Source organism: Amycolatopsis pittospori, assembly GCF_013870525.1.
GTDB classification, from domain to species: Bacteria; Actinomycetota; Actinomycetes; order Mycobacteriales; family Pseudonocardiaceae; genus Amycolatopsis; species Amycolatopsis pittospori.
In genome coordinates this window covers 24,991-49,997 of sequence record NZ_JACBXD010000059.1, presented here as the reverse complement: position 1 = coordinate 49,997, position 25,007 = coordinate 24,991, and the positions used below count along the sequence as shown (strand labels likewise).

General features: G+C 68.4%; 22 protein-coding genes. 8 read left to right on the top strand and 14 right to left on the bottom strand.

Going from position 1 to position 25,007, the window contains the following annotated elements; all coding sequences use genetic code 11:
• Window positions 1–2,201 (bottom strand): glycosyltransferase (locus H5J31_RS27935; RefSeq protein ID WP_207898889.1); only part of this gene is annotated, 2,201 nt, incomplete at its 3' end.
• Window positions 2,202–2,333: 132 nt separating this feature from the next.
• Window positions 2,334–2,717 (bottom strand): WhiB family transcriptional regulator, encoded by a 384-nt coding sequence (locus tag H5J31_RS27930; RefSeq protein ID WP_007028952.1) that lies wholly within the window; start codon window positions 2,715–2,717, stop codon window positions 2,334–2,336.
• A gap of 171 nt (window positions 2,718–2,888) precedes the next feature.
• On the opposite strand from H5J31_RS27930, the gene H5J31_RS27925 reads away from it, so the two are divergent.
• Window positions 2,889–3,650: a site-2 protease family protein gene (locus tag H5J31_RS27925; protein WP_181775630.1), complete on the top strand. Its 762-nt coding sequence runs from the start codon at window positions 2,889–2,891 to the stop codon at window positions 3,648–3,650.
• A gap of 1 nt (window position 3,651) precedes the next feature.
• Here the strand turns inward: H5J31_RS27925 and H5J31_RS27920 are convergent, their stop codons facing one another.
• The 3 genes from H5J31_RS27920 to mshB are packed head-to-tail and all read right to left on the bottom strand — an operon-like array spanning window position 3,652 to window position 5,703.
• A complete protein-coding gene (locus H5J31_RS27920) occupies window positions 3,652–4,443 on the bottom strand; it encodes a hypothetical protein (RefSeq protein WP_181775624.1) in 792 nt (263 codons plus the stop codon).
• Window positions 4,436–4,864: a hypothetical protein gene (locus H5J31_RS27915; protein ID WP_181775623.1), complete on the bottom strand. Its 429-nt coding sequence runs from the start codon at window positions 4,862–4,864 to the stop codon at window positions 4,436–4,438. The genes H5J31_RS27920 and H5J31_RS27915 overlap by 8 nt, the downstream gene beginning before the upstream one ends.
• Window positions 4,861–5,703 (bottom strand): N-acetyl-1-D-myo-inositol-2-amino-2-deoxy-alpha-D-glucopyranoside deacetylase, encoded by an 843-nt coding sequence (gene mshB, locus H5J31_RS27910; RefSeq protein WP_181775622.1) that lies wholly within the window; start codon window positions 5,701–5,703, stop codon window positions 4,861–4,863. The genes H5J31_RS27915 and mshB overlap by 4 nt, the downstream gene beginning before the upstream one ends.
• Window positions 5,704–5,860: 157 nt before the next feature.
• Between mshB and H5J31_RS27905 the strand changes: the two genes are divergently transcribed.
• Window positions 5,861–7,642, top strand: a complete 1,782-nt coding sequence (locus H5J31_RS27905) for an ABC transporter ATP-binding protein (RefSeq protein WP_181775621.1) — start codon at window positions 5,861–5,863, stop codon at window positions 7,640–7,642.
• Window positions 7,643–7,800: 158 nt separating this feature from the next.
• On the opposite strand, the gene H5J31_RS27900 is transcribed toward H5J31_RS27905, so the two are convergent.
• The 4 genes from H5J31_RS27900 to H5J31_RS27885 all read right to left on the bottom strand — a co-directional run bounded on the left by H5J31_RS27900 (window position 7,801) and on the right by H5J31_RS27885 (window position 13,717).
• Window positions 7,801–8,724: an ABC transporter permease gene (locus H5J31_RS27900; RefSeq protein ID WP_407925070.1), complete on the bottom strand. Its 924-nt coding sequence runs from the start codon at window positions 8,722–8,724 to the stop codon at window positions 7,801–7,803.
• On the bottom strand, window positions 8,717–9,733 hold the full coding sequence (locus H5J31_RS27895; protein ID WP_181775620.1) for an ABC transporter permease: 1,017 nt from the start codon (window positions 9,731–9,733) through the stop codon (window positions 8,717–8,719). Before H5J31_RS27895 ends, H5J31_RS27900 begins: the two co-directional genes overlap by 8 nt.
• Window positions 9,734–9,915: 182 nt before the next feature.
• The gene (locus H5J31_RS27890; protein ID WP_181775619.1) at window positions 9,916–11,721 is read right to left on the bottom strand and encodes an ABC transporter family substrate-binding protein; all 1,806 of its coding nucleotides are present in this window, start codon (window positions 11,719–11,721) and stop codon (window positions 9,916–9,918) included.
• A gap of 286 nt (window positions 11,722–12,007) precedes the next feature.
• A complete protein-coding gene (locus tag H5J31_RS27885; protein WP_181775628.1) occupies window positions 12,008–13,717 on the bottom strand; it encodes an ABC transporter family substrate-binding protein in 1,710 nt (569 codons plus the stop codon).
• A gap of 229 nt (window positions 13,718–13,946) precedes the next feature.
• Between H5J31_RS27885 and H5J31_RS27880 the strand changes: the two genes are divergently transcribed.
• Entirely contained in the window at window positions 13,947–15,320 is a 1,374-nt protein-coding gene (locus tag H5J31_RS27880; RefSeq protein ID WP_328701637.1) for an MFS transporter, read from the top strand.
• Between the two features lie 240 nt (window positions 15,321–15,560).
• Here H5J31_RS27880 and typA read toward each other — a convergent pair whose 3' ends face one another.
• On the bottom strand, window positions 15,561–17,483 hold the full coding sequence (gene typA / locus H5J31_RS27875; RefSeq protein WP_181775618.1) for a translational GTPase TypA: 1,923 nt from the start codon (window positions 17,481–17,483) through the stop codon (window positions 15,561–15,563).
• A 206-nt stretch (window positions 17,484–17,689) separates the two neighbouring features.
• Here typA and H5J31_RS27870 point away from each other — a divergent pair, with 206 nt between their 5' ends.
• The gene (locus H5J31_RS27870; protein ID WP_181775617.1) at window positions 17,690–17,848 is read left to right on the top strand and encodes a hypothetical protein; all 159 of its coding nucleotides are present in this window, start codon (window positions 17,690–17,692) and stop codon (window positions 17,846–17,848) included.
• 7 nt (window positions 17,849–17,855) lie between these two features.
• Here the strand turns inward: H5J31_RS27870 and H5J31_RS27865 are convergent, their stop codons facing one another.
• The gene (locus H5J31_RS27865; RefSeq protein ID WP_181775616.1) at window positions 17,856–18,155 is read right to left on the bottom strand and encodes a YciI family protein; all 300 of its coding nucleotides are present in this window, start codon (window positions 18,153–18,155) and stop codon (window positions 17,856–17,858) included.
• A gap of 270 nt (window positions 18,156–18,425) precedes the next feature.
• Here H5J31_RS27865 and trpS point away from each other — a divergent pair, with 270 nt between their 5' ends.
• Window positions 18,426–19,391 (top strand): tryptophan--tRNA ligase, encoded by a 966-nt coding sequence (gene trpS / locus H5J31_RS27860; RefSeq protein WP_181775615.1) that lies wholly within the window; start codon window positions 18,426–18,428, stop codon window positions 19,389–19,391.
• A gap of 49 nt (window positions 19,392–19,440) precedes the next feature.
• On the opposite strand, the gene H5J31_RS27855 is transcribed toward trpS, so the two are convergent.
• The 3 genes from H5J31_RS27855 to H5J31_RS27845 are packed head-to-tail and all read right to left on the bottom strand — an operon-like array spanning window position 19,441 to window position 21,894.
• Complete coding sequence (locus H5J31_RS27855; protein WP_181775614.1) at window positions 19,441–19,830, bottom strand: (deoxy)nucleoside triphosphate pyrophosphohydrolase; 390 nt, start codon at window positions 19,828–19,830, stop codon at window positions 19,441–19,443.
• A 10-nt stretch (window positions 19,831–19,840) separates the two neighbouring features.
• Window positions 19,841–21,169 carry an ATP-binding protein gene (locus tag H5J31_RS27850; protein ID WP_181775613.1) on the bottom strand — a complete coding sequence of 443 codons (1,329 nt, stop codon included), beginning with the start codon at window positions 21,167–21,169 and terminating at the stop codon, window positions 19,841–19,843.
• Window positions 21,166–21,894 (bottom strand): response regulator transcription factor, encoded by a 729-nt coding sequence (locus H5J31_RS27845; RefSeq protein WP_181775612.1) that lies wholly within the window; start codon window positions 21,892–21,894, stop codon window positions 21,166–21,168. The genes H5J31_RS27850 and H5J31_RS27845 overlap by 4 nt, the downstream gene beginning before the upstream one ends.
• Before the next feature lie 144 nt (window positions 21,895–22,038).
• Between H5J31_RS27845 and H5J31_RS27840 the strand changes: the two genes are divergently transcribed.
• From H5J31_RS27840 to H5J31_RS27830, 3 genes are read left to right on the top strand one after another with little or no spacing between them, the layout of a single operon-like run.
• A complete protein-coding gene (locus H5J31_RS27840) occupies window positions 22,039–23,130 on the top strand; it encodes a LolA family protein (protein WP_181775611.1) in 1,092 nt (363 codons plus the stop codon).
• Window positions 23,127–24,122: an ABC transporter ATP-binding protein gene (locus H5J31_RS27835; protein ID WP_181775610.1), complete on the top strand. Its 996-nt coding sequence runs from the start codon at window positions 23,127–23,129 to the stop codon at window positions 24,120–24,122. The genes H5J31_RS27840 and H5J31_RS27835 overlap by 4 nt, the downstream gene beginning before the upstream one ends.
• Window positions 24,119–25,006 carry an ABC transporter permease gene (locus H5J31_RS27830; RefSeq protein WP_181775609.1) on the top strand — a complete coding sequence of 296 codons (888 nt, stop codon included), beginning with the start codon at window positions 24,119–24,121 and terminating at the stop codon, window positions 25,004–25,006. The genes H5J31_RS27835 and H5J31_RS27830 overlap by 4 nt, the downstream gene beginning before the upstream one ends.
• Window position 25,007: the final 1 nt, after the last annotated feature.

Genomic DNA, 25,007 nt, shown 5'->3' with positions numbered 1-25,007 from the left:
CAAGCCCCGGGCCCACCCGGGTCCAGTCCGGCGAGGTCGGCCCCGGACGCGGCCGTGGCGCCGCCCCCGAGTCCGTGCAGCAGCAGTTCCGGATGCCTCAGCAGCACACTCGGCCAAGGCAGCAGAAGCGCCAGCGGCAGGAAGACCACGATCCCGACCGACGCGATCCGCCGCGCCAGCCCGGTCGGCGACGGCAGCACGACGAACCCGACCACGAGGCCGACGAGTGCCAGCGCGTGCGCCAGCGGCGAGAAGGCGCCGATCAGCGCCAGCCCGATCGCGCTCAGCGCGGATACGTGCAGCCACCGCGAATCCGCGCGCACCAGCAGACCCACGAGACCCGCGATCACCAGCGGCAGCAGCAGATGCACGACGACGACGTCGAGACGCCCTTGCGCGACCGAAGCCGTCGCGGCGGGCAGCACGCCGTAGGCCGCCGCGACGACGGCACGCACCCAGCGACGCACGCGAAGGTGTCGAGTGGCCACGTACGCGCTCAGTGCGGCGAGCGGGATGTCAGCGATCAACAGGATCGCGACCAGCGCGGCCGGTCCCCCGATCGGCGTGAAGATCGCGCCGAGGGTGCCCAGCACCGGCAACGTCGCGGGCGCGGGACTCGCCGTCCCGCCCGCGATCGCGTGCCACGGCGCGATGTAGGAAGCCCAGATCTCGCCGAGCCCGCCGACCGGCAGCAGTTTCCCGCCGAAGAGGTCCAGTCCGAGCCGCGAACCGTTGACCACGAACGCGAGCGCCGTCAGCACCACGAGCATCAGCACCGGCGGGGCGAACACCGTCGCACCGAGGACCCGTTTCCGGTCGACCTCGACGAACACGAGTTCCGGCTCGGGCCGCTGCCCGCCGTCACGCGGAACCGGCGACGGTTTGGGCCGGCCCGAAGCCGGTTGTGCGGAGACCTTTTCCGGGACCGCGACCGCCACGACCGCGCTGGGCCGCCGCAGTCCCGTCCCCCGCGAGCCGACGCCGCGCATCGCGCCCGCGGGCAGCGCACCCGGCCCGACCGGACGATCCTGCCCGGCCTGCAACGCTTCCGGCGGGATCCAGGCGCCTTCCTGATCCGCGGTCTCCGGCACGGTCCCGAGCGCGTAGTCCCGTTCGACGCCACGCCGCACGAGATCGACGACGCCGGCGCGGACCGCGTTCCGCACCCGCGTCAGCCGTCCGACGAAGAGGCCTCGGACGTCACCGGGCCGCTCGCTCTTCCGGCGTTCGGCGCGGGCCGCGCGCAATCCGCCTCGCCCGCGAAGCAGGTACCAGGTGGCGGAGAGTTCCGCCCCCGCCTCGCCGGTGCGGCGCAACAGCAGGAACGCGAGCGCGCGCAACACCGCGAAGAGCGGAATTCGAATCAAGCCGAACCAAAACGACAACGGGGAGCAATTGACGAGGAACACCCGCAGCCCGTGCGCGCGGTTCGCCGCCGCGAGCGAGATTCCGAGCGCGTCCGGTTCCCGTTGCCCGGTGCTGAGCGCGCGGGCGTGCCGGAGCCGCGCCGAAGGTACCGAGAGCACCCGGCCACCGGCGGCGTTGGCACGCCAGCCGAAATCGAGATCCTCGCGCAGTAAGGGAAAACCGGGGTCGTACCCGCCGAGCGAGTGCCAGACTTCCCGCCGCACCAGCGAACCCGCACTCGGTACGGCGAGCACCGCGGTGTCGGTCTCGTCGGGTGAGATCTGCTGCCGGTGACCGATCGCGTCGGTCGACAGGCCGGCTTCGACGATCAGCCGCGGATCGCTCCAGTCCACCGCGAGCGGACCGAGCACGGTGGCCTCGGCCTCGTTTTCGGCCGCTGCCAACAGGTTTTCGAGACAGTCGGGTTCCGGCGCGCAGTCGTCGTGCAGCAGCCAGAGCCAACCGCCGGGATCGCCCCACCGTTCGACGGCGTGCTCGACGGCCTCCCCGACGGCGGCACCGAAGCCCAAGTCACTCGAAAGTGTGAGGATTCCATCAAGAATCGGGGAGCTGTCCGGACCGCCGACCGCAGCACCGGGCGCGGCCGCGTCGGCGAGGATCTTCGCCGTGCCATCGGTGGACCCGGTGTCGACGGCGAGGACGTGCCTGGGCCGGATTCCGCTGCGCCTCAGCGCGGAAAGCGCCAGGGGCAACCAGTTTTCGCCGTTGTGACAGACCACAATGGCCAGAACGGGGACCGTGCGCACTGCGGGCGGCGCGGCTGTTCGCGACAACGGGACTCCAGTGGGACGGCGGCCGAGGTGCCGCCACCCTATGTCCTCGCCCCATCACTCGATGGTGGGCCCACTGTCTGGAACGAGTGCAGGAAGCGATCTCCGGCGCACTGGGGGTGCCGGAGATCGCCGTCACACGGCTCGTTTCTTCAGTTTCCTACGCTCGCGTTCGGAGAGCCCGCCCCAAATACCGAACCGCTCGTCATGCGCGAGGGCGTACTCGAGGCACTCGTCCTTGACCTCGCAACCGAGGCAGATCCGCTTGGCTTCACGGGTGGAGCCGCCCTTCTCGGGGAAGAACGCCTCCGGGTCCGTCTGCGCGCAGAGGGCCCGTTCCTGCCAGTCCTGCTCTTCCGCGGAGGCATCGTCGAAAAGTTCGGTGAGATCGCCCAGTTGCTGCTCCGGGACCTCACCCCAACCCACGACTTGCCCCCATTCCCTTCCATCTGCTTCCAACCGCACGTCCGCCTCCTCGCTGTCCACGCACTCCCCAGGCTGGCGGTGTTGAAACACCATCCGCCGCCCCCTTCCAGCGACGAATGACATCACTGTGATTACACCCGTGTAGTGCGGTCAGGTCAAGCGGAGTAGCGAGTTCGGGGGATACTTCCGCCTCATCGCGCAAGGGGACACGCCGACAACTTCACATCGGGCATACGGAAGACTGGTGGGGTGCAGAGATCAGCAGTGCGGCCAAGCCCGATCTTCCTCGGCATCCTCGCGGTCACCGTCCTGGGCGGTGTACTGGCGGCTTTCGGTGATGCGACCACGATTTCCAGCCAGCAGTACGACCCGCTGATCATCGCCGGCGTGGTCCTGCTCGTCGCCGGCGGCTGGGTCGCGTCCCTGACGCTGCACGAGTTCGGTCACGCGATCGTGGCGTTCCGCGGCGGCGACCACAGCGTCGCCCACAAGGGTTACCTGTCTATGGACGTCCGGAAATACACGGATCCGGCACTGTCCATCATCCTGCCGTTGGTATTCCTCATCATCGGCGGCATCCCGCTGCCCGGCGGTGCGGTGTGGATCGAACGCGGGCGTCTGCGCTCACGCGCGGTCTCGTCGTGGGTCTCCCTCGCCGGACCGTTGAGCAACCTCGCCGTCGGCGTGGTGCTGACGCTGCTCGTCGCGCTGGTGCCGATGTCGAGCGGACTCGTGATCGGGCTCTCGTTCCTGGCGCTGCTTCAGATCGTCACGTTCATCCTGAACATCCTGCCGATCCCGGGACTCGACGGCTGGGGCGCGATCGAGCCGTACCTCTCGCCCGGCGCGCGCGAGTTCGGCGCGAAGGCGCGGCCGTGGGCCCCGCTCGTCCTGTTCGCCGTTCTGTTCCTAGTGGACGAAGCGAACCGGCTTCTGTGGCAGGCGTCGTTCGCGATCTTCGACTCCGTGGGCGGATTCAAGCTCGCGGCCATGTACGGCCAGGACGCGTTCATGTTCTGGAAGTAGCTCAGGTGCCGTCGGGGTGCTCGGTGAACCATTCGTGCGCCCGCTTCCAGACGCGCTTCAGTCCGGAGCGCTCGCCGAGGTAGTCGCCCGCCATGCCGACCACGGGAAGCTTCCCGAGCGCGCGGTGGAAGAGACGGCCACGAGGCCGCTTCTCCAGTTCCTCGACGATGCCGAGCAGTCCGCGGCCGAGTCGCCACAGCGTGCCCGCGGCCGCCTTCAGCGTGATCTTGCCGTGCTTCTTCTTGGACTCGTCGAGTTCTTCGGTGAGCTTCGCGGCTTCGTCGTCTTCGGCGGCCTTGTCGTGCTCCGCGTGCTTTCCGGCCGCGATCACCGGATCGATGTCGCGTTCGAAGAGCACCCACGCGATCAGCCGGACGCGGGCGCCGACGTCGGTCATGCCGTACTCACCCGCGATCGCGCACAGCAGCACTCCCTGCGACGCGGCGCCGAGCGTGTCCTGCACCGGCAGCCGGTCGGCGAGCGCGCCGCCGATCCCGGGGATCGCGGTGATCAGCGACGTGAACCGGCCGACCCGGTTCACCCACCAGTCGGTCCGCTGGTAGTTGGACATCTCCGCCCAGGCCGCGGTGCCGGGCACCTTCACCGAGGTGATCCCGTCGAGCAGTTTGTCCTTCAGTTTGGGTTCGACGCCTTCCAAGGCGTCCTCGCGACGGCCCCTGGCCTGCAGGCCGAACGGATCCGCGTCCCGCAGCGCGTCGACCATCGGACCGCAGGCGCGGACGAACGGCCGTAGCACCGCCACGACCTGGCGATCCGAAATCGCTTCACCCATCGTTGCCTCCCTTGGCGGCCTTCGCCGCAGCTGTGCCGAATCCGCCGCCCAGTGCCAGCGCGCCCGGCAGCGCCCCGCCGCCGATGAGCAGCAGCGCGCGCCAATCCTGTATGAGCACCAGATCACCACCGGGGCCGGCGATGCCCATCCCGAGTACGACGAGTACCCAGATGAGCAGCGGAATCACCGAAAAGGACGGCCGGACCAGTTTGGCGGTCGCCCTCACGAGCAGTGGCGTCGTGACCACGGCGAGCACGACCGTCACCGGGAAGGGCGCGTCGCCGAGTTTCGGCAGCACGATGCCGTCGAGCCGGAGCGGCAGGAAGAACAACTCGAGCAAACCGAGCAGGAAGGCGTCGAAAGACAGCAGGGCCAGCAACCAGCGCTGCCCCGTCGTGAGCGGCGGCGACGGCGCCGTCACTTCGCGAGTCCGCCGAACAGGTCGGCCGCGGCACCCTCGGCCGGACCGTGGGCGAGCACGAAGTACTCGTTCGGGGTGATCGGCTGCGCGATGTCGTTGCTCAGCGCGAAGTGGTCCGCGAGATGCGGCGGCGCCGGGACACTGACCTGTGTCTCGTGCGCCCGCAGCGCGGCGGCCTTCGCCGGGATGTGCGCGCCGACGTCCACGACGGTCGTGATGGTCTCGTCCGGCGTCACGGGCAGCTCGCCGTCGTCCGGCACCCGGTACGGCGAACGACCGCGAAGCGCGGCGAGCCCGTCCGAGACGGCGTCGCGCGAAGAAACCGTGTGGAACACCCGCTCGACGGACTCGGCCCTCGGCGCCGCGGCCATGGTGATCTCGTGCGCGCGGATGTGGTCGGGATGCCCATAACCCCCGAAAGCGTCATAGGTGACGACGACCTGAGGACGGACCTCGTCGAGGATCTGTGTCAGCTGAGCCGCCTGCTCTTCGAGGTCGCCACCGGAGAACGCGCGCGGATGGGCCGCGGACGGCGTCCCCGCCATCCCCGAATCCCGCCAGCGGCCGATGCCGCCGAGATACCGGTGCCGGGCGACTCCGAGCGCGGCCAGCGCCGACGCCAGTTCGCCCGCGCGGTAACCGCCGAGCTGATCGGAGGCCCACGAACCGAGTCCGTCGAGGGACGGCGGGATGATCTCGCCTTCCTCACCGAGAGTGCACGTGACGACGGTCACTTCGGCGCCTTCGGCCGCGTAGCGCGCGATGGTGCCGCCGGTGGTGATGCTTTCGTCGTCCGGATGAGCGTGCACCAGGAGCAATTTGGTCTGGGCGGAGATCACGGCTTGAAGACTAATTCGAACACGGCGGGCATTCCTTTATAGGGTGTCGGGAACGGAAGCCCCGAGCACCGACCTTAGTCGGGCGACTCTCGGTTATCCTCGCGCGAGTCACGGGCTTAACGTCGTGACCATAAGTACCCCCACGAAGGGCATCTTGGTGAGCACTGAAGCAGCATCGTCGGACCTCGGCGGCGTGTCGGGTTCGGTTCTGTCCATCTCCGACCTGAGCGTGTCGTTCCCGACCGAGGACGGCGTCGTCGACGCGGTCAAGGGCATCGGTTTCGACGTCAAACCGGGTGAGATCGTCGCGGTGGTCGGCGAATCGGGTTCCGGCAAGTCGGTGACCTCGATGTCGGTGCTCGGGCTGCTCCCGAAGACGAGCCGGATCGCCGGCGAACTCCGCCTCGGCGAGCGCAACCTGGCCGACCTCAAGGAGAAGGATCTCCAGAAGATCCGCGGCAACCAGGTCGCGATGATCTTCCAGGAGCCGATGACCGCGCTGAACCCGGTCTACACGGTGGGCTGGCAGCTGCGCGAGGCACTCCGCTCGCACCAGGACATCTCGAAGGAAGCCGCCGACAAGCGCGCCATCGAGCTGCTGGAGATGGTCGGCATCCCGAATCCGCCGCTGCGCTTCAAGCAGTACCCGCACCAGCTCTCGGGCGGTCTGCGCCAGCGCGTCGTCATCGCGATGGCGATCTCGTGCGACCCGAAGGTGATCATCGCCGACGAGCCGACCACGGCGCTGGACGTCACCGTGCAGGCGGAGATCCTCGGCCTGCTGCGCAAGCTGCGCGACACCCTCAACACCGCGATCGTGCTGATCACGCACGACATGGGTGTGGTCGCCGACCTCGCCGACCGCGTCGTCGTGATGTACCAGGGCAACATCGTCGAAGAGGCGCCGGTGCGCGAGCTGTTCGCGTCGCCGCAGGTCGAATACACCCGCAAGCTGCTCGCCGCCGTCCCTGTGCTGGGACAGCGGCCCGAAGGCCGCCGTCTGCTGGACGACTCGGGCATCGACGCCGACAGCGACGAGGCCTCGAAGATCGCCGAGGAGATCCGTCTCGCCGACGCCGAGCTGGAGGCCGTGATCGAGGCCGACGCCCCGGCGCTCGAGATCAAGAACCTCGTGCTGGAGTACCCCGGCCGTCGCGGCCAGGCGAAGAACCGCGCGGTGGACGACGTCTCGCTGAGCATCGCCAAGGGCGAGATCGTCGGCCTGGTCGGCGAATCCGGTTCCGGTAAGTCGACCGTCGGCCGCTGCGCGATCCGCCTGCTGACGCCGACCGAAGGCACCGTGGCCATCGCGGGCAAGGACATCACGAACATGTCCAACAAGGACCTGCGCCCGCTGCGCCGGTACTTCTCCATCGTGTTCCAGGACCCGGCGTCCACCCTGGACCCGAAGATGACGATCGGCGAGTCCATCGCGGAGCCGATGGTGCTGCACAAGTTCCTGTCGGGCAAGGCGCTGAACGAGCGCGTCGCGTCCCTTTTGGACAAGGTCGAGCTCGGCGGCCACTACCGCAACCGGTACCCGCACGAGCTGTCCGGCGGCCAGCGTCAGCGTGTCGCCATCGCGCGGGCGCTCTCGCTCGACCCGGCGCTGCTGATCGCGGACGAGCCGACCTCCGCGCTGGACGTGTCGGTGCAGGCCCGGGTGCTGGACCTGTTCCTTGACCTGCAGCGCTCGCTGCAGTTCGCCTGCCTGTTCATCAGCCACGACCTCGCCGTCGTCGACCTGCTGGCCGACCGCGTCGCGGTGATGCAGCACGGCAAGCTGGTCGAGGTCGGCACCCGTGACCAGGTGCTGCACTCGCCGCGCGAGGACTACACCCGCCGTCTGCTTTCGGCCGCCCCGGTGGCGGACCCGGTGCTGCAGGCCGAGCGGCGCGCGGCCTGGGAAGCGGGCAAGCTCGCTCCGGTGGCCGACTGATCCTCTGGACGTCCGTGAAGGCCTCCTTGAGGGACCCTGGGTCCCTCAAGGAGGCCTTCACGGACTTACGGGAGCCGGAAGCGGGAGCCCGAAACGCGTGAAGGCCCCTTTCCCTCGGTCAGCCGAGGGAAAGGGGCCTTCACGGTTATAGCGGGGTCTTACGCCTTCATCCGGCGCTGCCGCGGGTCGAAAGCGTCCCGCAGGCCGTCGCCGATGAAGTTGATCGTCAGCGAGATCAGCACCAGCACGATGAACGGGCCGAAGAACAACGCCGGCCGGTTCTGCAGCTGCGAGTAGTTCTCGAGGATGACGCGGCCGAGCGAGGTGTCCGGCAGCTGCACCCCCAGCCCGATGAAGGACAGCGCCGCCTCGATCAGCACGGCCTGCGCGACCGCGAGGGTCGCGTTCACCGTGATGAGGCCGACCATGTTCGGCACCAGGTGCTTGAACACGATGTGGAACGTCCCGGCGCCGGACGCGCGTGACGCGTCCACGAATTCCCGCTGGGACAACGACATCGCCTCGGCCCTGGCGATACGGGCGATCGACATCCAGCCGAAGGCCGCCAGCACCATCGCCACGATGTACCAGGCGCCACCACCGAACACCTTCGCGAGGATGGCGGCGGCGGCGATCTGCGGGACGATCAGGAACAGGTCCGTCACGCGTGAGATCGCCGAGTCGGTGAAGCCGCGCAGATAGCCCGCCATGGCACCGAAGACGGTGCCGATGGTGGTGGCGACGATCGACACGATGAGCGCGATCAGCAACGAGTACTGGGTGCCGCGCAGGATCTGCGACACCATCTCCTTGCCGACCTGCGTCGTCCCGAGCGGGAATTCCCCGCTGGGCTTGGCGAAGGACGGGAAGGAGCTGTCCTCGTAGCTGTACGGCCAGAAGATCGGCATGATGATCACGGTCAGCACGAGCACCAGCAGGATAGCCGTGCAGACCATCGCCAGCTTGTGCCGCAGGAACTTGCGCAGCACGAGCTTGCCCTGGCTGCGCGGCTCAGGCAGCGCTTCCGGAGCGACCTTGCCTTCGGCGGAGTCCGCCGCGATGAGGGAGTTCAAGTCAGCCAACGCGAATCCTCGGGTCCAGGATGCCGTACATCAGGTCGGCGATCAGGTTGGCGATGATGATGCTCGTGGCGATGACCACCAGCCATCCCATCATCACCTGGGGATCGCTCTTGGTCACGGCTTCGACGAGCAACTTACCCATGCCGTTCCAGTTGAACACCGACTCGGTGATGATCGCGCCCGAGAGCACGGCACCGAAGTTGACGGAGAACAACGTGGTCACCGGGATCAGGGCGTTCCGGAACGCGTGCCGGAAGATGACCCGCCCGTTGGGGAGGCCCTTGGCACGAGCGGTCCGGACGTAGTCCGCGTTCAGCGTGTCCAGCATCGAGGCGCGCTGGAACCGGCTGTACGCGGCGAAGCTGATCGCCATGATGGACAACGTCGGCAGCAGATAGGCGCCCACGTAACTGGCCAGGAAACCGCCGGGACCGTCGAAGTTCAGCGATTCCGGGCTGGTGGTGCGGATCCACGGGTTACCGAGCACATCGGACAGTCCCAGGTCCCGGACCCAGCCGTTGAACTGGATCGCGTAGCCCTTCAGCACGATGGCGACACAGAAGATCGGCATCGAGAACAGCAGGAAGGCCAGCGTGGTGGCGACGTAGTCGATGATCGAGTACTGCTTGACCGCCGCGACCACACCGACGAGAACGCCGAGGACGAGCGCGAGCAGTTCCGCGCCGACGACGAGCTTGGCGGTGACCTCGAACGCGGCCATGACCTTCGGGAACACCGGGGCCAACGCGTTGCCCTGGGCGATCGAGATGCCCCAGTCCCCGGTCACGAAGCTGCCGAGCCAGTCGAAGTACCGAAGGACGATGTTCTTGTCCAGGCCGAGCTGACTGGCGACCTGATTCAAGGTCTCCTGACTCATGGCCGGGTTGCTCCTCAGCTCACCCAGCGGGTCGCCCGTGCCGGCGACCATGATGAAACACAGAAAAGTCCCGACCACCAGGACGGGAATAGATATCGCCAGACGGCGAAGAATGTAGATCACCAGGTTCAACGAACTGCTCCTCATCCAGGCCTGGTCGCCGAAGTGCTGGACCGTCGCCCGGTTGTCACCGTAGTGGCGGTAACCCTACGGTCAACAGCTACTTCCGGCGGGTACGGGGGCCCGGCTTGTGGCCGGGCCCCCGTACCACCAGGATCGCGTAAGCGAGTGGTGAAAAAGCGGGGTCAGAGACCCTACTTCTTCTGCTCCCACTCACCGACGTTCCACAGGACACCGTTGTACGACTGCATGTAGGTGCGGTCGATGCCCTTGAACGCCCACATGGACGGGGTCTGGAACAGCGGCAGGGTCGCGTACTCGCTCGCGATCGCCTCGTCGGCCTTCTGGTAGTTCTCCAGCTGGACCGCCTCGTCGGTGGCCTTCACGGCCGCCTCGAAGGAGGAGTCGATCGTCGGGTTGGACAGACCCTGGTAGTTCTGGCTGCTGTCGTCGACACGGGTGATGTAGATCGACTTCTGCTCGGCCTTGAACGGCGCGGAGGACCAGCCGAAGAGCGCGACGTCGTAGTCGCCGGCCGCGAGACGGCCACCCTTCAGGAAGTTGGCGTCCGTTTCGTCGGTGATCTGGATACCGGCGGCCTTGGCCTGCGAGATCACGATCTCGACGGTCTGGGTACGGCGGGCGTTCTGGTTGTGCGAGATCTTGAACGCGGCCTTCTGACCGTCCTTGGCGAAGATGCCGTCGGGACCCTTGGCCCAGCCGGCCTCGGTCAGCGTCTTGGCGGCGGCCTCGGCGCCGAGACCGGCCTTGCTGCTGTACTGGTCCTTGAAGCCGGGCTCACCCGGGAAGAACACGATGCTGTTCAGCGGCGTGGCGTCCGCCTGGACTTCCTTGAGCAGCTTGTCGGTGATCTCCTGGCGGTTGACGACCTCGAAGAACGCCTTGCGCAGCGCCTTGTCCTTGAACATGCGCTTGTAGTTCAGGTCGAAGTGCTCGAAGGTCAGCTGCGAGCCCGAACCGTAGGTCACACCCTGCGCCGAAAGGCTCTTGAGGGTGTTCGCCGCGGTGGCGTCCGGCTGGGTCGACGCCGCGACGTCGATCTCACCGTTCTGCAGCGCGGTCGCCATGGCCTTGGTGTCCTCCATCGCCCTCACGACGATCTTGGAGGGGCCACCCTTGCCACCGATCCAGAGCGGGTTCTTCTCGAGCGTGACGGCCTTCTGGTTGGCGTCGAACGCGGTGATCTTGTACGGGCCGGAAGCCGGCATCAGGGCCGCGTCGAAGCCCTTGAACTTGTTCGTCCAGAAGTCACCGGCAGCCTTGAGCTGGGCGGCGTCGCCGGTCGGGGCGAGCTTCGTGATGTCGGGGATGTTCGCGTTCTTCTCGACGATGTGCGCGGGCATGATCGCGGTCGAGTTGAACAGACCCTTGTAGTCCAGGTACGGCTCGGTGTACTTGGTCTCGAAGGTCAGGTCGTCCTTGCAGGTCGCCTCGTTGATCAGCGAGTAACCGGTGGTCGAAGCGGCGAGGAAGGCCTGCTTGCCGTCCGCGGTCTTCGCCTTGCCGCTGTGCGACAGCCACGACAGGTACATGTCGTCGCAGTCGAAGGCCTCGTTGTCGGACCACTTGACGTTCGGCTTGATCTTGTAGACGACGGTCTGCGGCTCCTTGGAGGTGACCTCCCAGGAGTCGAACACGTCGTTGTTCAGCAGCACCTTGTTGTTGCCGTCGAGCACATCGGCGCCGGCGAGCACGGCGGTCAGGATGTAGGTGTTGTACGACGAGTTGGTGTCCGGGGTGTCGTTGTTGTAGCCCGAGTACCCGTCGTCGATGCCCACCGTGACGGTGCCTTCGTACCCCGGGGTGTCCGCGAGCTTGAAGTTTTCGCCGTTCTGCGCCTTGCCGACCGCCATGCTCTTGATGTCGGTCGACGACCCGTTCTGGTCGGTGCTACCGCTGTCGCCACCGCTGCATGCGCTCAGCACAAGCGCGGAGGCCGCGACCAGCGACCAGGCGGAGACTGCCTTGGACTTCCTCATGAAGTGTGCCCTCCTAGCACTGGGCTCCTGAGATCGGAACAGGACCCCACACCGCTCCGGTGAGATGGCCCGGAGCCTATGACACGCCAAGCAACACTCATTTGGCGCACTGCGGGTGCACGCTAGAAAGGAAATGCACGAACAGTCACCAGTTACGGGGCGATCGTGACCAAAGGGTAACTTGCGGCTGACATCGAGAAATATATCGGTTACCTGGAGGAATCGGTCCGCCACTCGAACGTGCCGAGAAAGGTCACCCTCCGGGTCGAACTTGGACCCGAATCGGCTACTTCGGTCCGCGCGTCCAGTTCACCGCGGACCCGAAAGGGCCCACCATAGGAGGACCAGCGGTTACTCCGGAAATACCAGAGCCGATGGCGAGGGTATCGGCCAGCTGGAACAACGGAATGGCAACATTCCGACGCCACAATTCCGGTTCGAGGGCCGAAAGCGCGTCCGCGACCGGGGTGGTGCCGGTCAGCGCCGCGTCGATCGACGGCTGCAGGGTGGGGTCGCAGAAGCCCAGCGGGTTCCCCGGGACCACGGCCTTGGTCTTGTCGGTGAGCTGGTCGGGGCGGCAGCCGAAGGTGGACGCCAGCACCGAGGCGACGTCCGCGCCGCCGGTGGCCTGGCCGACCACCGCGATGTCGATGCCGACGTTGCCCGCGCCCTCCGGCGTCGTCTGCTGCACGCCGTTGAGCACCGGCATGGCCAGCAGGGTCGAGAAGAGCTCCCGGGGCTGCGGCGCGATCGCGTTGACCTCGATGCCCGCGGCCACCAGTTGCGCCGTGAGCTCCTTGGCGATCGTCGCGTACGGCTCCTGCTTGGCGGGCGAGGCGACGACGAGCGAAAGGTTCTTCCCGTTCTTGCGCCAGGTCCCGGCTTCCTTGGTGTATCCGGCGGATCTGAGCAGGTCCTCGCCCTTGGCCGGATCCGCGGTGGACGGTGGGCCGGGCGCCGGGATCGTCGGCTGGAAGCCGGTCGTGGAGGGGACACGGACCTGGGCGTCGGCGCGGAGTTTGTCCGACGGCCCGCCCTCGGCGGCCTCGGTGATCAGCTTGCCGCGGTCTATGAGCGCCGTGACGCCTTCGCGCACCTTCGCGTCCGAGAGCGTCGAGCTGACCGGCCGCAGCAGGATCTGGGCGACGGTGGGGCGCGCGACGGTGTGCAGCTGCACGGCCGAACCCAGCTCGCCGAGCCGTTTGAGGCCGGTGCCGTCGGTCCTGGTCATCGCGAACTGGTCGTTGCCGCTGCGCAGCGCGGCCAGTGTGCCCTCCTGATCGGCCGCACGGAGCACGATCCGGTCGAGGGCGGAGGGTTTCTCCCAGTAGCGCTCGTTGCGCTCCAGGATGACCTCTCCGCGCGCGGTGTCGAGGCTCTTGATCGAGTAGGGCCCGGCGACGGCCGGGAAGGTGGTCGCGAGCGCGCCCTGCCATCCGCTCGGGGCGTCTTTGAGCAGGTGCGCGGGCAGGAGGTTCGCGAACAGCGTCTGCCAGCCCGGATACGGCTTGCCGAAGGTGACCTCGACGCGTTTGCCGCCTTCACGCGACTGGATGTCGGAGATCAGCCGGTAGCCCGCGGCGCCGACGACGCCGGGCTGGTCGCGCATCGCCTCGCGCAGGTACGCGAAGTCCTCGGCGGCGATCGGCGCGCTGTCCGACCAGGAGGCGTCCGGCCGGATCGTGTACGCGACCGTGAACGGCTGCTGCGAGACGACCTCGGCCGACTTCATCAGGCTCTTGTCCAGCTCGACGCTGCCGTCGTCCTTCGGCCGGAACACCGACGGGAGCAGCAACTGCGAGAGCGCCGAAGTCACCTGGGAGGCGTCGGCGAGGTTGTGCGGGTTGTAGCCGCCGAGAACGTCGTCGACACCCACGACGACCTGCGAAGGCGCCTTCGCCGTCGAGGTGCTCACGGGGGACGCCGAGGAGCTCACGACGGGCGGAGGCGGGGTATTGCTGCAAGCGGCGAGGAGCACGGCCGCGCACGCCAACATGGGCGCCGCTGTGTTCGCTACCCGCACGCCTGAATCCTCCTGATTTGTTCCCTCGCCATGCTGCCACGATGACCAGTACCGCCGCTGCGAGATTCCCATATCGGCCCGGTCGGCGCCCGACCGGATGCGCCTCCCCCTCTGGTGGACGTGCGACGGGCCTGGGAGGTTCCTGCCCGGCGGCCCGGAAAACGCTTAGCCGCGCGAAGTAGTCGGCCGATAGCTTGCGGTGGTGACCAAACGCGCGCTCGTCCTCGTGATCGTGCTCATGTCCACGTTCACCTTCCCGCTGACCATCACGGGCGCGTCGGTCGCCCTGACCGACATCGCGGACGACCTGGACGCCGGCCTCGCGGCCACCCAATGGGTCGTCAACGGCTACAACGCCTGCTTCGCGAGCTTCCTGGTCTTCGCGGGCTCTCTGGCGGACGTACTGGGCAGACGCCGGATCTACGTGGCCGGGCTCGCGCTGTTCGTCGGCGGCGGGATCGCCTGCACCCTGGCCCAGGACATCGTCGTTCTCGACGTCGTCCGCCTGATCGCCGGGACCGGGGCGGCCGCGGCGGTGACCGGCGGGCTGGCGATCCTCACCGAAACCTTTCAGGGCGCGGCACGGACGCGAGCGTTCGGCTTGGTCGGGACGGTGCTCGGGATCGGGCTCGCGTTCGGACCGTCGATCGGCGGCCTGCTGGTCGATCTCCTGGGCTGGCGGGCCGTCTTCGGCGCCCCGGCCGCCGTGGCGGCCGTCGTACTGGCCCTGACACCGCTTCTCCCGGCCGTTCGCGGTACCGCCGGGCGCCGGATCGACTGGGCGGGCGCCGCGCTCTTCACGGGCGCGATCATGCTGCTGATCTTCGGACTGGTCGAAGCCGGCGAACTCGGCTTCGGGCATCCGCTCGTCGTCGGCGGCCTGGTGCTCGCCGTCGTCCTCGCGGTGGTCTTCCCCCTGGTGGAACGGCGGCGCGCGGATCCGCTGTTCGACCTCGCCCTGCTGACCAACCGCGGCTTCACCTCACTGGCGGTCGCCGCGGGCGCGCTGGTGACGATCCTGGTGCCGCTGCTGGTCCACCTGCCGTCGTACCTGATCGAGGTCGTCGGGCTCAGCGCCGGGGAAGCCGGTCTGTGGCTGCTGATGCTGACCGCGCCGACCGTGCTGTTCCCGACCGTTGGCGCCGCGCTGGCGCGACGACTGCCGTCGACGTGGTTCGTCGCGGGCGCCGTCGCCGTCAGCGGTGCCGGCGCCTTTCTGCTGATGACCATGAACGCGTCGTCCGGGGTGTCCTCGTTGCTCGCGCCGCTCGTTCTGGTCGGGGCGGGCACCGGATTGACGATGGGTTTGCTCGACGGTTTGGCAATAGGTTCCGTGGGCCCGGAACATTCCGGAACGGCGGCCGGAATGTTCACCACCGCACGATTGGCGACGGAAACGATCGCCATCGCGGTTGTCGGTGCCGTTCTCGCGTCGATTACCGGAGGGAACCTCTCCGGCGAGTCCTATACGGACGCATTTCGGATCATCAGTTTCGGGCTGGGTTGTGTCGGCGTTCTCGGGACGGTGTGCGTGGCCGTCCTCTCGCCGCGAAGGGAACCCGTTCCGGCGATGTGAACACCGTCCAAAAAGGAGCGGGAAAAAGGCGCCGGAAAAACGATTCTTCACATTAAGAACGCGAGTGACTACTGAGAGTTATGACGTCGTTCGTCGAAGTGCCGCTGCGGGGTGGGCCGGGGTGGTCGTGAGTGGCGTTTCGGGTTCTAACCCGAAACGCCACTCACGACCCCGCGAAACGCCGAAGGGGCGCCTCCTCACGATGAGTGAGAAGACGCCCCTGAGGCGGTAGCTGCGCGGTCAGCCGCGGTTCTTCATCTTGTTCCGCTCCTTGGCGCGCTGGTTGACGTCCAGCGTGACCTTGCGGATCCGGACGACGTCCGGGGCGACCTCGACGCACTCGTCGACGGAGCAGAACTCCAGCGCCTCTTCGAGGCCCATCTTGCGCGGGCGGGCCAGCGTCTCCATCACGTCGGCGGAGGACTGACGCATGTTCGTCAGCTTCTTCTCCTTGGTGATGTTGATGTCGAGGTCCTCGGCGCGCGGGTTCTCGCCCACGACCATGCCCTCGTACACCTCGGCGCCCGGCTCCACGAAGAAGGTGCCGCGGTCGGCCAGCTGGATCATCGCGTACGCGGTGATGGGGCCGGACCGGTCCGCGACCAAGGAACCGGAGTGCCGGGTGCGGATCTCGCCCGCCCACGGGAAGTAGCCCTCGAACACGTGGTTCGCGATACCGGTGCCGCGGGTCTCGGTGAGGAAGTCGGTGCGGAAGCCGATCAGGCCGCGCGCCGGGAGGACGTAGTCGAGCTTGATCCGGCCCGAGCCGTGCCCGCCCATGTGCTCCATGCGGCCCTTACGGGCGGCGAGGAGCTGCGTGATGCCGCCGAGGTGCTCCTCCGGGGCGTCGATCGACAGACGCTCGAACGGCTCGTGCAGCTTGCCGTCGATCATCTTGGTGACCACCTGCGGCTTGCCGACGGTCAGCTCGAAACCCTCGCGGCGCATCTGCTCGACGAGGATCGCCAGCGCCAGCTCGCCACGGCCCTGGACCTCCCAGGTGTCGGGACGCTCGGTCGGCAGCACCTTGATGCTGACGTTACCGATCAGCTCCTGGTCCAGGCGGGCCTTGACCAGACGCGCGGTGACCTTGTCGCCGCCGCTGCGGCCGGCCAGCGGCGAGGTGTTCACACCGATGGTCATCGAGATCGCGGGCTCGTCGACGGCGATCCGGGGCAGCGCCTCGGGGTTCTCGACGTCGGCCAGCGTGTCGCCGATGGTGATCTCGGGGATACCGGCGATGGCGACGAGTTCGCCCGCGCTGGCCTCGGTCGCCGGGACGCGGGTGAGCGCCTCGGTGACGAGCAGTTCGGAGATCCGGACGTTCTGGATGGTGCCGTCCTCGCGCATCCAGGCCACGGTCTGGCCCTTGCGGAGGTTGCCGGAGTGGATGCGGATGAGCGCGATCCGGCCGAGGAAGTTCGACGCGTCGAGGTTGGTGACCAGCGCGCGCAGCGGGCCCTCGCGGTCCGCGAAGGGCGGCGGCACGTGACGCAGCAGGGTGTCGAAGAGCGGGTCGAGGTTGTCGCTCTCGGGCACCGCGCCGTCTGCGGGCTGTTCGAGGCTCGCCTTGCCGGCACGCGCGGAGGCGAACACGACCGGGAGGTCGAGGATCGCGTCGAGATCGGCGTCCTCGATGTCGCCCGCCAGGTCCAGCAGCAGGTCGTGGGTCTCCTCGACGACCTCGGAGATCCGGGCGTCGGGGCGGTCGGTCTTGTTGACCACGAGGATGACCGGCAGGCCCGCTTCGAGGGTCTTGCGAAGCACGAACCGGGTCTGCGGGAGCGGGCCCTCGCTGGCGTCCACCAGCAGGACGACGCCGTCGACCATGGCCAGGCCGCGTTCGACCTCGCCGCCGAAGTCGGCGTGGCCGGGGGTGTCGATGACGTTGATGGTCACCGGGCCGTTCTCGGTCTCGCGGTGGATGGAGGTGTTCTTCGCGAGAATGGTGATGCCCTTTTCCCGCTCGAGCTCCCCGGAGTCCATCACGCGGTCGACGAGTTCGGCGCGCTCCTCGAAGGCACCGGACTGCCGGAGCATCGCATCGACGAGGGTCGTCTTGCCGTGGTCGACGTGTGCGACGATGGCGACGTTGCGCAGGTCGGGCCGGGTCTTGCCGGACGAGCGGCCGGCATCGACTGCGGTGGCGCTGGCTGCGGGCACGCGAAGACTCCAAAGGGTTTCAAGTTCGGGTGTGGTGCCCGCGCTCGCAAGTTCGAGATACGCCTGACCGACTTTGGCCATACGCGGACCACACCAGGATACCTGTAGCCCAAGTGTGAGCAGCCCCACGCCCCAAGATCGGTTAGGCTCACCTAACGTGAACGGTCAGGGCGGACGTCGCCGACGAAGTCCGGCAAGGAGCGCGAGTGGGCAAGAAGAAACCCGACGACCCCCACAAGCTCGTGCGCAAGTGGATGAAGTCCGGCAAGGTCAAGAAGAAATGCTGCCGCTCGAAGTCGCGATGCGGCAAATGCCCCGTTCTCGCCCTGAAAAAGGCGAAAGCGAAGGTCGAGAAGGCGGCTTAGAAGATCGTCAGTGGACCACCGCCTCGTTGACCGCCCGCAGTTCCGGAGCGGTCCGGGTCGGCGAGAACTCGATCACCTCGTAGGTGGCCAGGTGCTTGACCGAGAAGGGGTCGGTCGCGAGGAGCGCGTCCAGCTTTCCCCTGGCCATGGGCCTGGTGATGATGACGCCGCCGATGCGCGGATTGCGCTTGCCGGAGGCGAGGAAATGCCCGTGCTCGTACTGTTTGGTCAGCCAGTCGGCGTGATCCGGGAGCACGTAGTCGATTTCTTCGATGGGTGCGGTATAGGTCAGCAGCACGACGAACATGAGTCGACGGTAGACCCGGATCACCAATGTGACATGCGTACTGCGCAAGCCGATACGAAGTGTTGACGCAGGTGCCCGGAATGGGTGATCCGACCCCTCGATGCGCTAGCATCGTCGGCATGCGCACGCAGCACGCCCAGTGGTGGCCGCCCTCCGGCGGCCCCGCAGTCGTGCGCTGAACAAACCAGCGCATCCATCAGGCCGCCCCACCGGGCGGCCTTTTTCGTGCCCGGACCCTGGGGCGGCCTTCATCCGGAAGGAAGAAGGCAGATGATCAGGTTGTCCGGGATCACCCCGTCCGGCCACGTCCACGTCGGGAACCACCTGGGGGCCATCCGGCGCTGGGCCGACGAGGGCGGGCCGGACGACCTGTACTTCGTCTCCGACCTGCACGCCATGACGACCTCGCACAATCCGGCGAAGCTGCGCTCGATGGCGTCGGAGCAACTGGCCGTGCTGATCGCGGCCGGGATCGAGCCGGACCGCGTGTTCGTGCAGTCCGACATGGCCCGTGAGCTGGGCGCCCTCAACTGGGTCCTGGAGTGCACCTGTAATTACGGCGAGGCCGCCAGGATGATCCAGTTCAAGGAGAAGTCGAAGGGCCGCGCCGGGGTCCGGCTGTCCCTGCTGACCTATCCGGTGCTGATGGCGGCCGACATCCTGTTGCAGGGCGCGGGCGAGGTCCCGGTCGGCGAGGACCAGCGGCAGCACGTCGAACTGGCCAGAACGCTGGCGAAGCGGTTCAACTCCACCTACGGCGACGTCTTCACGATGCCGAAGGCGGTGCTTCCGCCCGCCGGGGCGCGGATCATGGACCTCGCCGAGCCGACGCGGAAGATGTCGAAGTCGACGCGGGAGGAAGCCGGGGTCGTGTTCGTCCTCGACGAGGCCGACCAGGTCCGGCGCAAGGTGAAACGCGCGAAGACCGACGGCGGGTCGAAGCCGGTCTACGCGCCGGAAACCCGGCCGGGGATGGCGAACCTGCTGGACATCCTCGCCGCGTGCACCCAGGAGAAACCGGACGTCCTGGCCGACCGGTTCTCGTCCTACGGCCAGGTGAAAGAGGCCGTGGCCGAGGCGCTCATCGAGGAACTGCGGCCGGTCCGGGAGGGCGCGCTGGCACTGCTCGCCGACCCGGGCGAGCTGGACCGGGTCCGCAAGGCGGGCGCCGTCCGGGCCGCGGAGCGCGGCGAGCACCGGCTCCAGTCCGCCCTGCGGCTGATCGGCGCCGGTTGAAGGTCCGTGAAGGCCTCCTTCCCTACTTTGAGGGTAGGGAAGGAGGCCTTCACGGACTTGCGAGCAGGGTGTGGAGGGCGGGCAGCAGGATCCGGTCGGCCGGTAGCCAGTCGAGATCGTCGAGGTCGCCCGAAGAGATCCACCGGACATCCTTGTGCTCGACCGCTCGCGGCTCATCCCCCGCCGAGACCAGCGAAGCGGCATAGATCCGCAGCACCTTCCCGCCCGGCAGCGGGACGTCGTCGCCGACCCGGCCCCCGACCGTCACCGCGACGTCGAGTTCCTCCAGGCATTCACGTGCCAAAGCTGCTTCGTCGCCTTCGCCGTCCTCGATCCGCCCGCCCGGCAGTTCCCATCGCCCGGCATGGTCGGCGGGCCAAGCCCGCTGCTGTGCCAGCAACTTCCCGTCCCGCACGATGGCGGCGCCCACGATCACCACGCGGCACACCCTACTGAGGCCGCGCCGCCTGCCAGACGATCTGGAAGCGCGCCCCGCCATCGGGTGATTCCCCGACGCGCACACGGCCACCACGACGACGGACGGCCTCGGCGACCATCGCCAGCCCCAGCCCGGTGCCGCCGGAAGACCGCGCCCGCGAATCGGACACGCGGTAGAACCTGTCGAAGACCCGCTCCCGATGCTCCGGCTCGATTCCCGGCCCGTCGTCGTCGACGACCACGCGCACGGTGGACCGCGCCGCGAGCACGGACACCACGATCTCGCCGGTCGCGTACCGGCAGGCGTTGCGCAGCAGATTGCTCAGCACCAGTTCGACCTCGGCGTGCGTGGCCAGCGCCCACGCCGACCCGACCGTGCCGCTCACCCGGATCTCCGGAGCGCCGGCGGGCATCCGCGCGACCGCCGCGCGCACCTCGCTCACCAGCTCGACCGGTTCCGCGGGCGGCACCTCCCCCGCGTCCGACCTCGCCAGCGCCAGCAGCCCGTCGAGCAGCGAGGAAAGCCGTTCGGCCTCTTCGAGGACGTCGGCGAGCGTCTCGTGCGCGAGGTCGGCGTCGGGATTGGTGACGGCGACCTCGGCCTGCACGCGGATCGACGCGACCGGCGACCGCAGTTCGTGCGCGGCGTCGCCGGTGAACCGCCGCAGCCGCTCGGTGGCCTCCTCTTGCCGCGCCAGAAGCGCGTTGAACTCTTCGGCCAGCGCGCGGAGTTCGTCGTGCGAATCCGGCAGCGGCAGCCGCGCCCCCGGCGGGAGCGCGCGCACGGAACCGCGCATCCTCTCCACCGGTCGCAACGCGAACCGCACCAGCAGCCAGGTCGCGATGCCGGCGCCCACCGCACCGACGGACGCGACCGCGAACAGCCAATAGCCGCCGGAGTGCACCGCGGTCGCGAAGCCGACCAGACCCGCGCCCGCGACGACCAGCCGTTGCTGACCGTCGGGCGCCGTGACGACGGTCCCGACCCAGCGCCAGCTGTGCTCGCCGCCGGTCGTGACCGATTCCCCCGCCTTCAGCGCGCGGACGTCCACCGGCCCGAGATTCGCGGGCGGCAGACCGTCCACCGGGCCACCGCCGGTGTCGAGCACGCGGACGGTCACCGCGGAGGCCGTCGGCGGCTTCCCCGCCGCGACATCGGCCTTCGCGGTGGTCAGCTGGGCGCCGAGTTCGTCGTCGACCGATTCGATGAGCAGCGGCTGGAGGTTGTCCCCGGCGACCGCGGCCAGCCCGAGCAGGAAGCCGAGCGTGACGGCGGCCGTGAGGAGGGTGATCCGGACCCCCAGCGATCGGCGGCGCCACCAGGACGGCGAGCCGATCACCCCTGTCCCGCCGGGGCGATCACTTCGTCGAGCTGCGGATCCGAGGCCAGGTAGCCGTGCCCGCGCACGGTCCGGACCAGGGCGCCCGCGCCGACGGCGTCGAGTTTGCGGCGCACGTAACCGACGTAGACCTCGACGACGTTGCGGGTCGCGGCCTGCTCGTCACCCCACACCGCGCGCAGCAGCTCGTCCTTCGTCACCACCGTGCCCGCCCGGCCCGCGAGGACCTCAAGCAGCGCGAATTCGCGCGGGCTGAACGCCACCTCGACGCCGTCGTAGCGGACCTGCCGCAGGCTCCGGTCGACTTCGAGCGCGCCGATCCGCAGCGGCCCGCGGATCGCGTCCGGCGACGCCCGCCGCAGTACCGCGCGCACCTGCGCGACCAGCACGACGAACGAGAACGGCTTCACGAGGTAGCCGTCCGCGCCGAGATCGAGGCCGTCGGCCTGGTCGACCTCGCCGTCCTTCGCGGAGATCATCAGCACCGGCGTGGTGACGCCGAGCGCGCGCAGCCGTTCGAGCACCCGGTAGCCGGAAAGCCCCGGAAGCATGATGTCGAGCAGGACGACGTCGAAGGAGCCCGTCTGCGCCAGCCGCAGGCCACTGGGGCCGTCGGGCGCGGTGACCACGTCCATGTCCTCCGCGCGCAGCCCGCGCAGCAGCGCCTTGCGGACACCCGGCTCGTCGTCGACCACCAGTACTCGAGGTTTCACGCCTTTCATCATTCACGGTTTCACCAGCTCACGCGCGAGCTCTCAGCGCCATCTCAGGCTGGGAGGCGGAGTCTGAGTGGTATCTCAGCGTTTCCGGTGAAGCGTTGTCGCCGGGACCCGAGCACACTGGTGCCGGGGAAAACAGGGAGAGACAGCATGGAACCGAAGAGGAAGGCCATCACCGCGGCGGTGGTGGGGACGGCACTGGGCGTCGGCGGGCTCGCCGTCGTCGCGATGCCGGCCACCGCGGGTGACGCGCCGGTCTTGCCGCAGATCAGCGCCGAAGAGCTGGTGCAGTCCACGCTCAACGCCAAACCGTCGGCGTTCGACGGGAAGGTCAAGGTCAACAACGACCTCGGCCTGCCGCAGGTCGGCAGCACACTGCCCGGCGCGTCCGCGCTCAGCATCGACTCGGCGCAGGTCTCGACCGACGGTGCGGGCAAGAGCAAGGTGTCGCTCACCGAGGGCTCCAGCCAGCAGACCATCGTCAAGAACGGCGAGACCGTCTGGGAGTACAACTCCAAGGACAACTCCGCCACCAAGATCACCATCCCGGCCGAACTGGCCAAGGAGCACCAGAACAAGGTCGAGGGCCAGGCCGTCGACCCGGCGACGGTGGCTTCGGAACTGCTCGGCAAGGTGCGTGAGAGCAGCACGATCGCCGTCGACGGGACGTCTTCGGTGGCGAACCGCTCGGCGTACGAGCTGGTGCTGACGCCGAAGCCGACCGAGCGGACCCTCCTGCGCGAGATCCGGGTCGCGATCGACGAGCAGACGCGGATGCCGCTGCGGGTGACGGTGCTGGCCAACGGCACGTCCTCGCCCGCTTTCGAGGCTTCGTTCAGCGAGATCAACTTCACCGGGCAGCCCGCGTCGAACTTCGAGTTCACCCCGCCGAAGGGCGCGAAGGTGACCGAGAAGACCGCCGAGGCCGACCCGAAGAACCGTGAACTCGCGGAGCAGGCGAAGTCCGACGTCAAGATCGTCGGCGACGGCTGGGACACCGCCGTCACCGGCAAGATCCCGGCCGACGCGCTGGCCAAGGCCGGTAGCGCCAAGGACGAGGAAGGCCGCCAGGTCGACCCGAAGGCGATGCTTTCGCGGTTCGCGAAGCCGGTCAGCGGCGCCTGGGGCAGCGGCTGGCTGGTGACCACCAAGGTCGGCAGCGGCGTGCTGACCGACGACGGCCGCTACGCCATCGGCGCGGTGCCGGAGCAGGTCCTCTTCGAGGCATTGGCCGCGAAGTGACCACCACGTTCGAAGCCGGCGCGGACGTCTCCCAGGAGGCGTCCGCTCCGGCGGTACCCATGGCGGCCCGCACCAGGGGCCTGCGCAAGGTCTACGGCCGCACGGTGGCCGTGGACCACGTCGACCTCGACGTTCCCGAAGGCGCCGTGCTGGGGATGCTCGGCCCCAACGGTTCGGGCAAGACGACGACCATCCGGATGCTGCTCGGACTCGTCCGTCCCACCGAGGGCGAGGTCGAACTGTTCGGCAAGCGGATGCCGGATCAGGCGGCGCACGCGCTGCCCGACGTCGGCGCGCTCGTCGAAGGGCCCGGTTTCCACCCTTTTCTTTCCGGGCGGGAGAACCTGCTGCGAGTGGCCGCGGCCGAACCGAGGCTGGCTTCGGCCGGGATCCCCGGCGCGGTCGACTCGGCGCTTGAGCGGGTCGGCCTGACCGACGCCGCGAACCGGCGCTACAAGGGCTATTCGCTGGGCATGAAGCAGCGGATGGGGCTCGCGAGCGCGTTGCTCGTGCCGCGGCGGATGGTCATCCTCGACGAACCGACCAACGGTCTCGATCCGGCCGGTACCAGGGAGATCCGCCGGATCATCGCCGAACTGCACGCGGACGGCGTCACCGTGCTGGTGTCGTCGCATCTGCTGGCCGAGGTCGAAGCGACCTGCACGCACGTCGCGGTACTCCAGTCGGGGAACGTGATCGCCCAGGGCGAGCTCTCCGAACTGCTGGAGTCGGGGAACGCGGCACTGCTGGTCCGGACGCCGGACGCCGAACTCGCGGTGGAGACTTTGCGGGAGAACAGGATCGGCAGCAGGCTCACGCCGGACGGCGTCCGCGTGGACCTCACCGCCGCCGAAGCGCCCGACGTGCTGCGGCATCTGGTGACGGCCGGGGTGGCCGTCCACGAGGCGGCCAGGGCGCGGACCGGTCTGGAAGACCTGTTCGCCCGCCTGACCCAGCCGGAGTCCACTGTGGATACTGAGGGGGAGTCGTGACCCACGCTCTGGCCGCGGCACCCGCGGCTCCCGCGGCTAGGACCGGCCACGACAGTGTCGGCCTGCTTCGGTTGTACCGTGCCGAACTGCGCTGGATCTTCCGGCGGCCCCGCACCCTGGCGGTGCTGGGACTGCTCGCGCTGATCCCGGTGATCATCGGCGTCGCGCTGACGCTCGTCGACGAACCGGCCGGATCCGGCGGTGGCCCCAGCGGGGACGGCGCGCTCCTCGCCTCCGCCGTCAACAACGGGTTCATCCTGCCGGTCGCGGCGCTGACCATGACGCTGGCGCTGCTGCTCCCCCTCGCTTCGGCGATGGCCGGGGCGGACGCGATCGCCGGCGAGGCGGCGCACGGGACGTTGCGGGGCTGGCTGGTCGCCCCGGTCGGCCGCGGACGGCTGCTCGCGATCAAGGCCTTCGGCGTCGCCACGGTTTCGGTGATCGCGGTGCTGGCCATGACGTTCACCGGTTTCGTCACCGGGCTCACCATCAGCGGCACCGACTCGATGTTCACCCTCACCGGCTCGACGCTGAGCGTCTGGGACGCACTGGGCCGGATCCTGCTCGTGGCCCTGTGGGTGACGCTGCAACTGTGGGCGGTCGGCGCGGTCGCGCTCGCGATCTCGTCGTTCACCGAACATCCGATGCTGGTCGTCGCCTCGGTGCTGGCCGGGACGATCGTGTTCACCATCCTCGGTTTCCTGGACGCGGTCTCATGGCTGCATCCGTTCCTGCTCAACGAGAACTGGTCCCAGACACCGGCTTCGGTGCTGATGGACCCGATCGACACGGCGTTGCTAGGCGAAGGCGCGCTGCGCGCCGCTTGCTACATCGTCATCGGGCTCTCGGTCGCCTACGCACGCCTGACGACCCGGGACGGCTGAC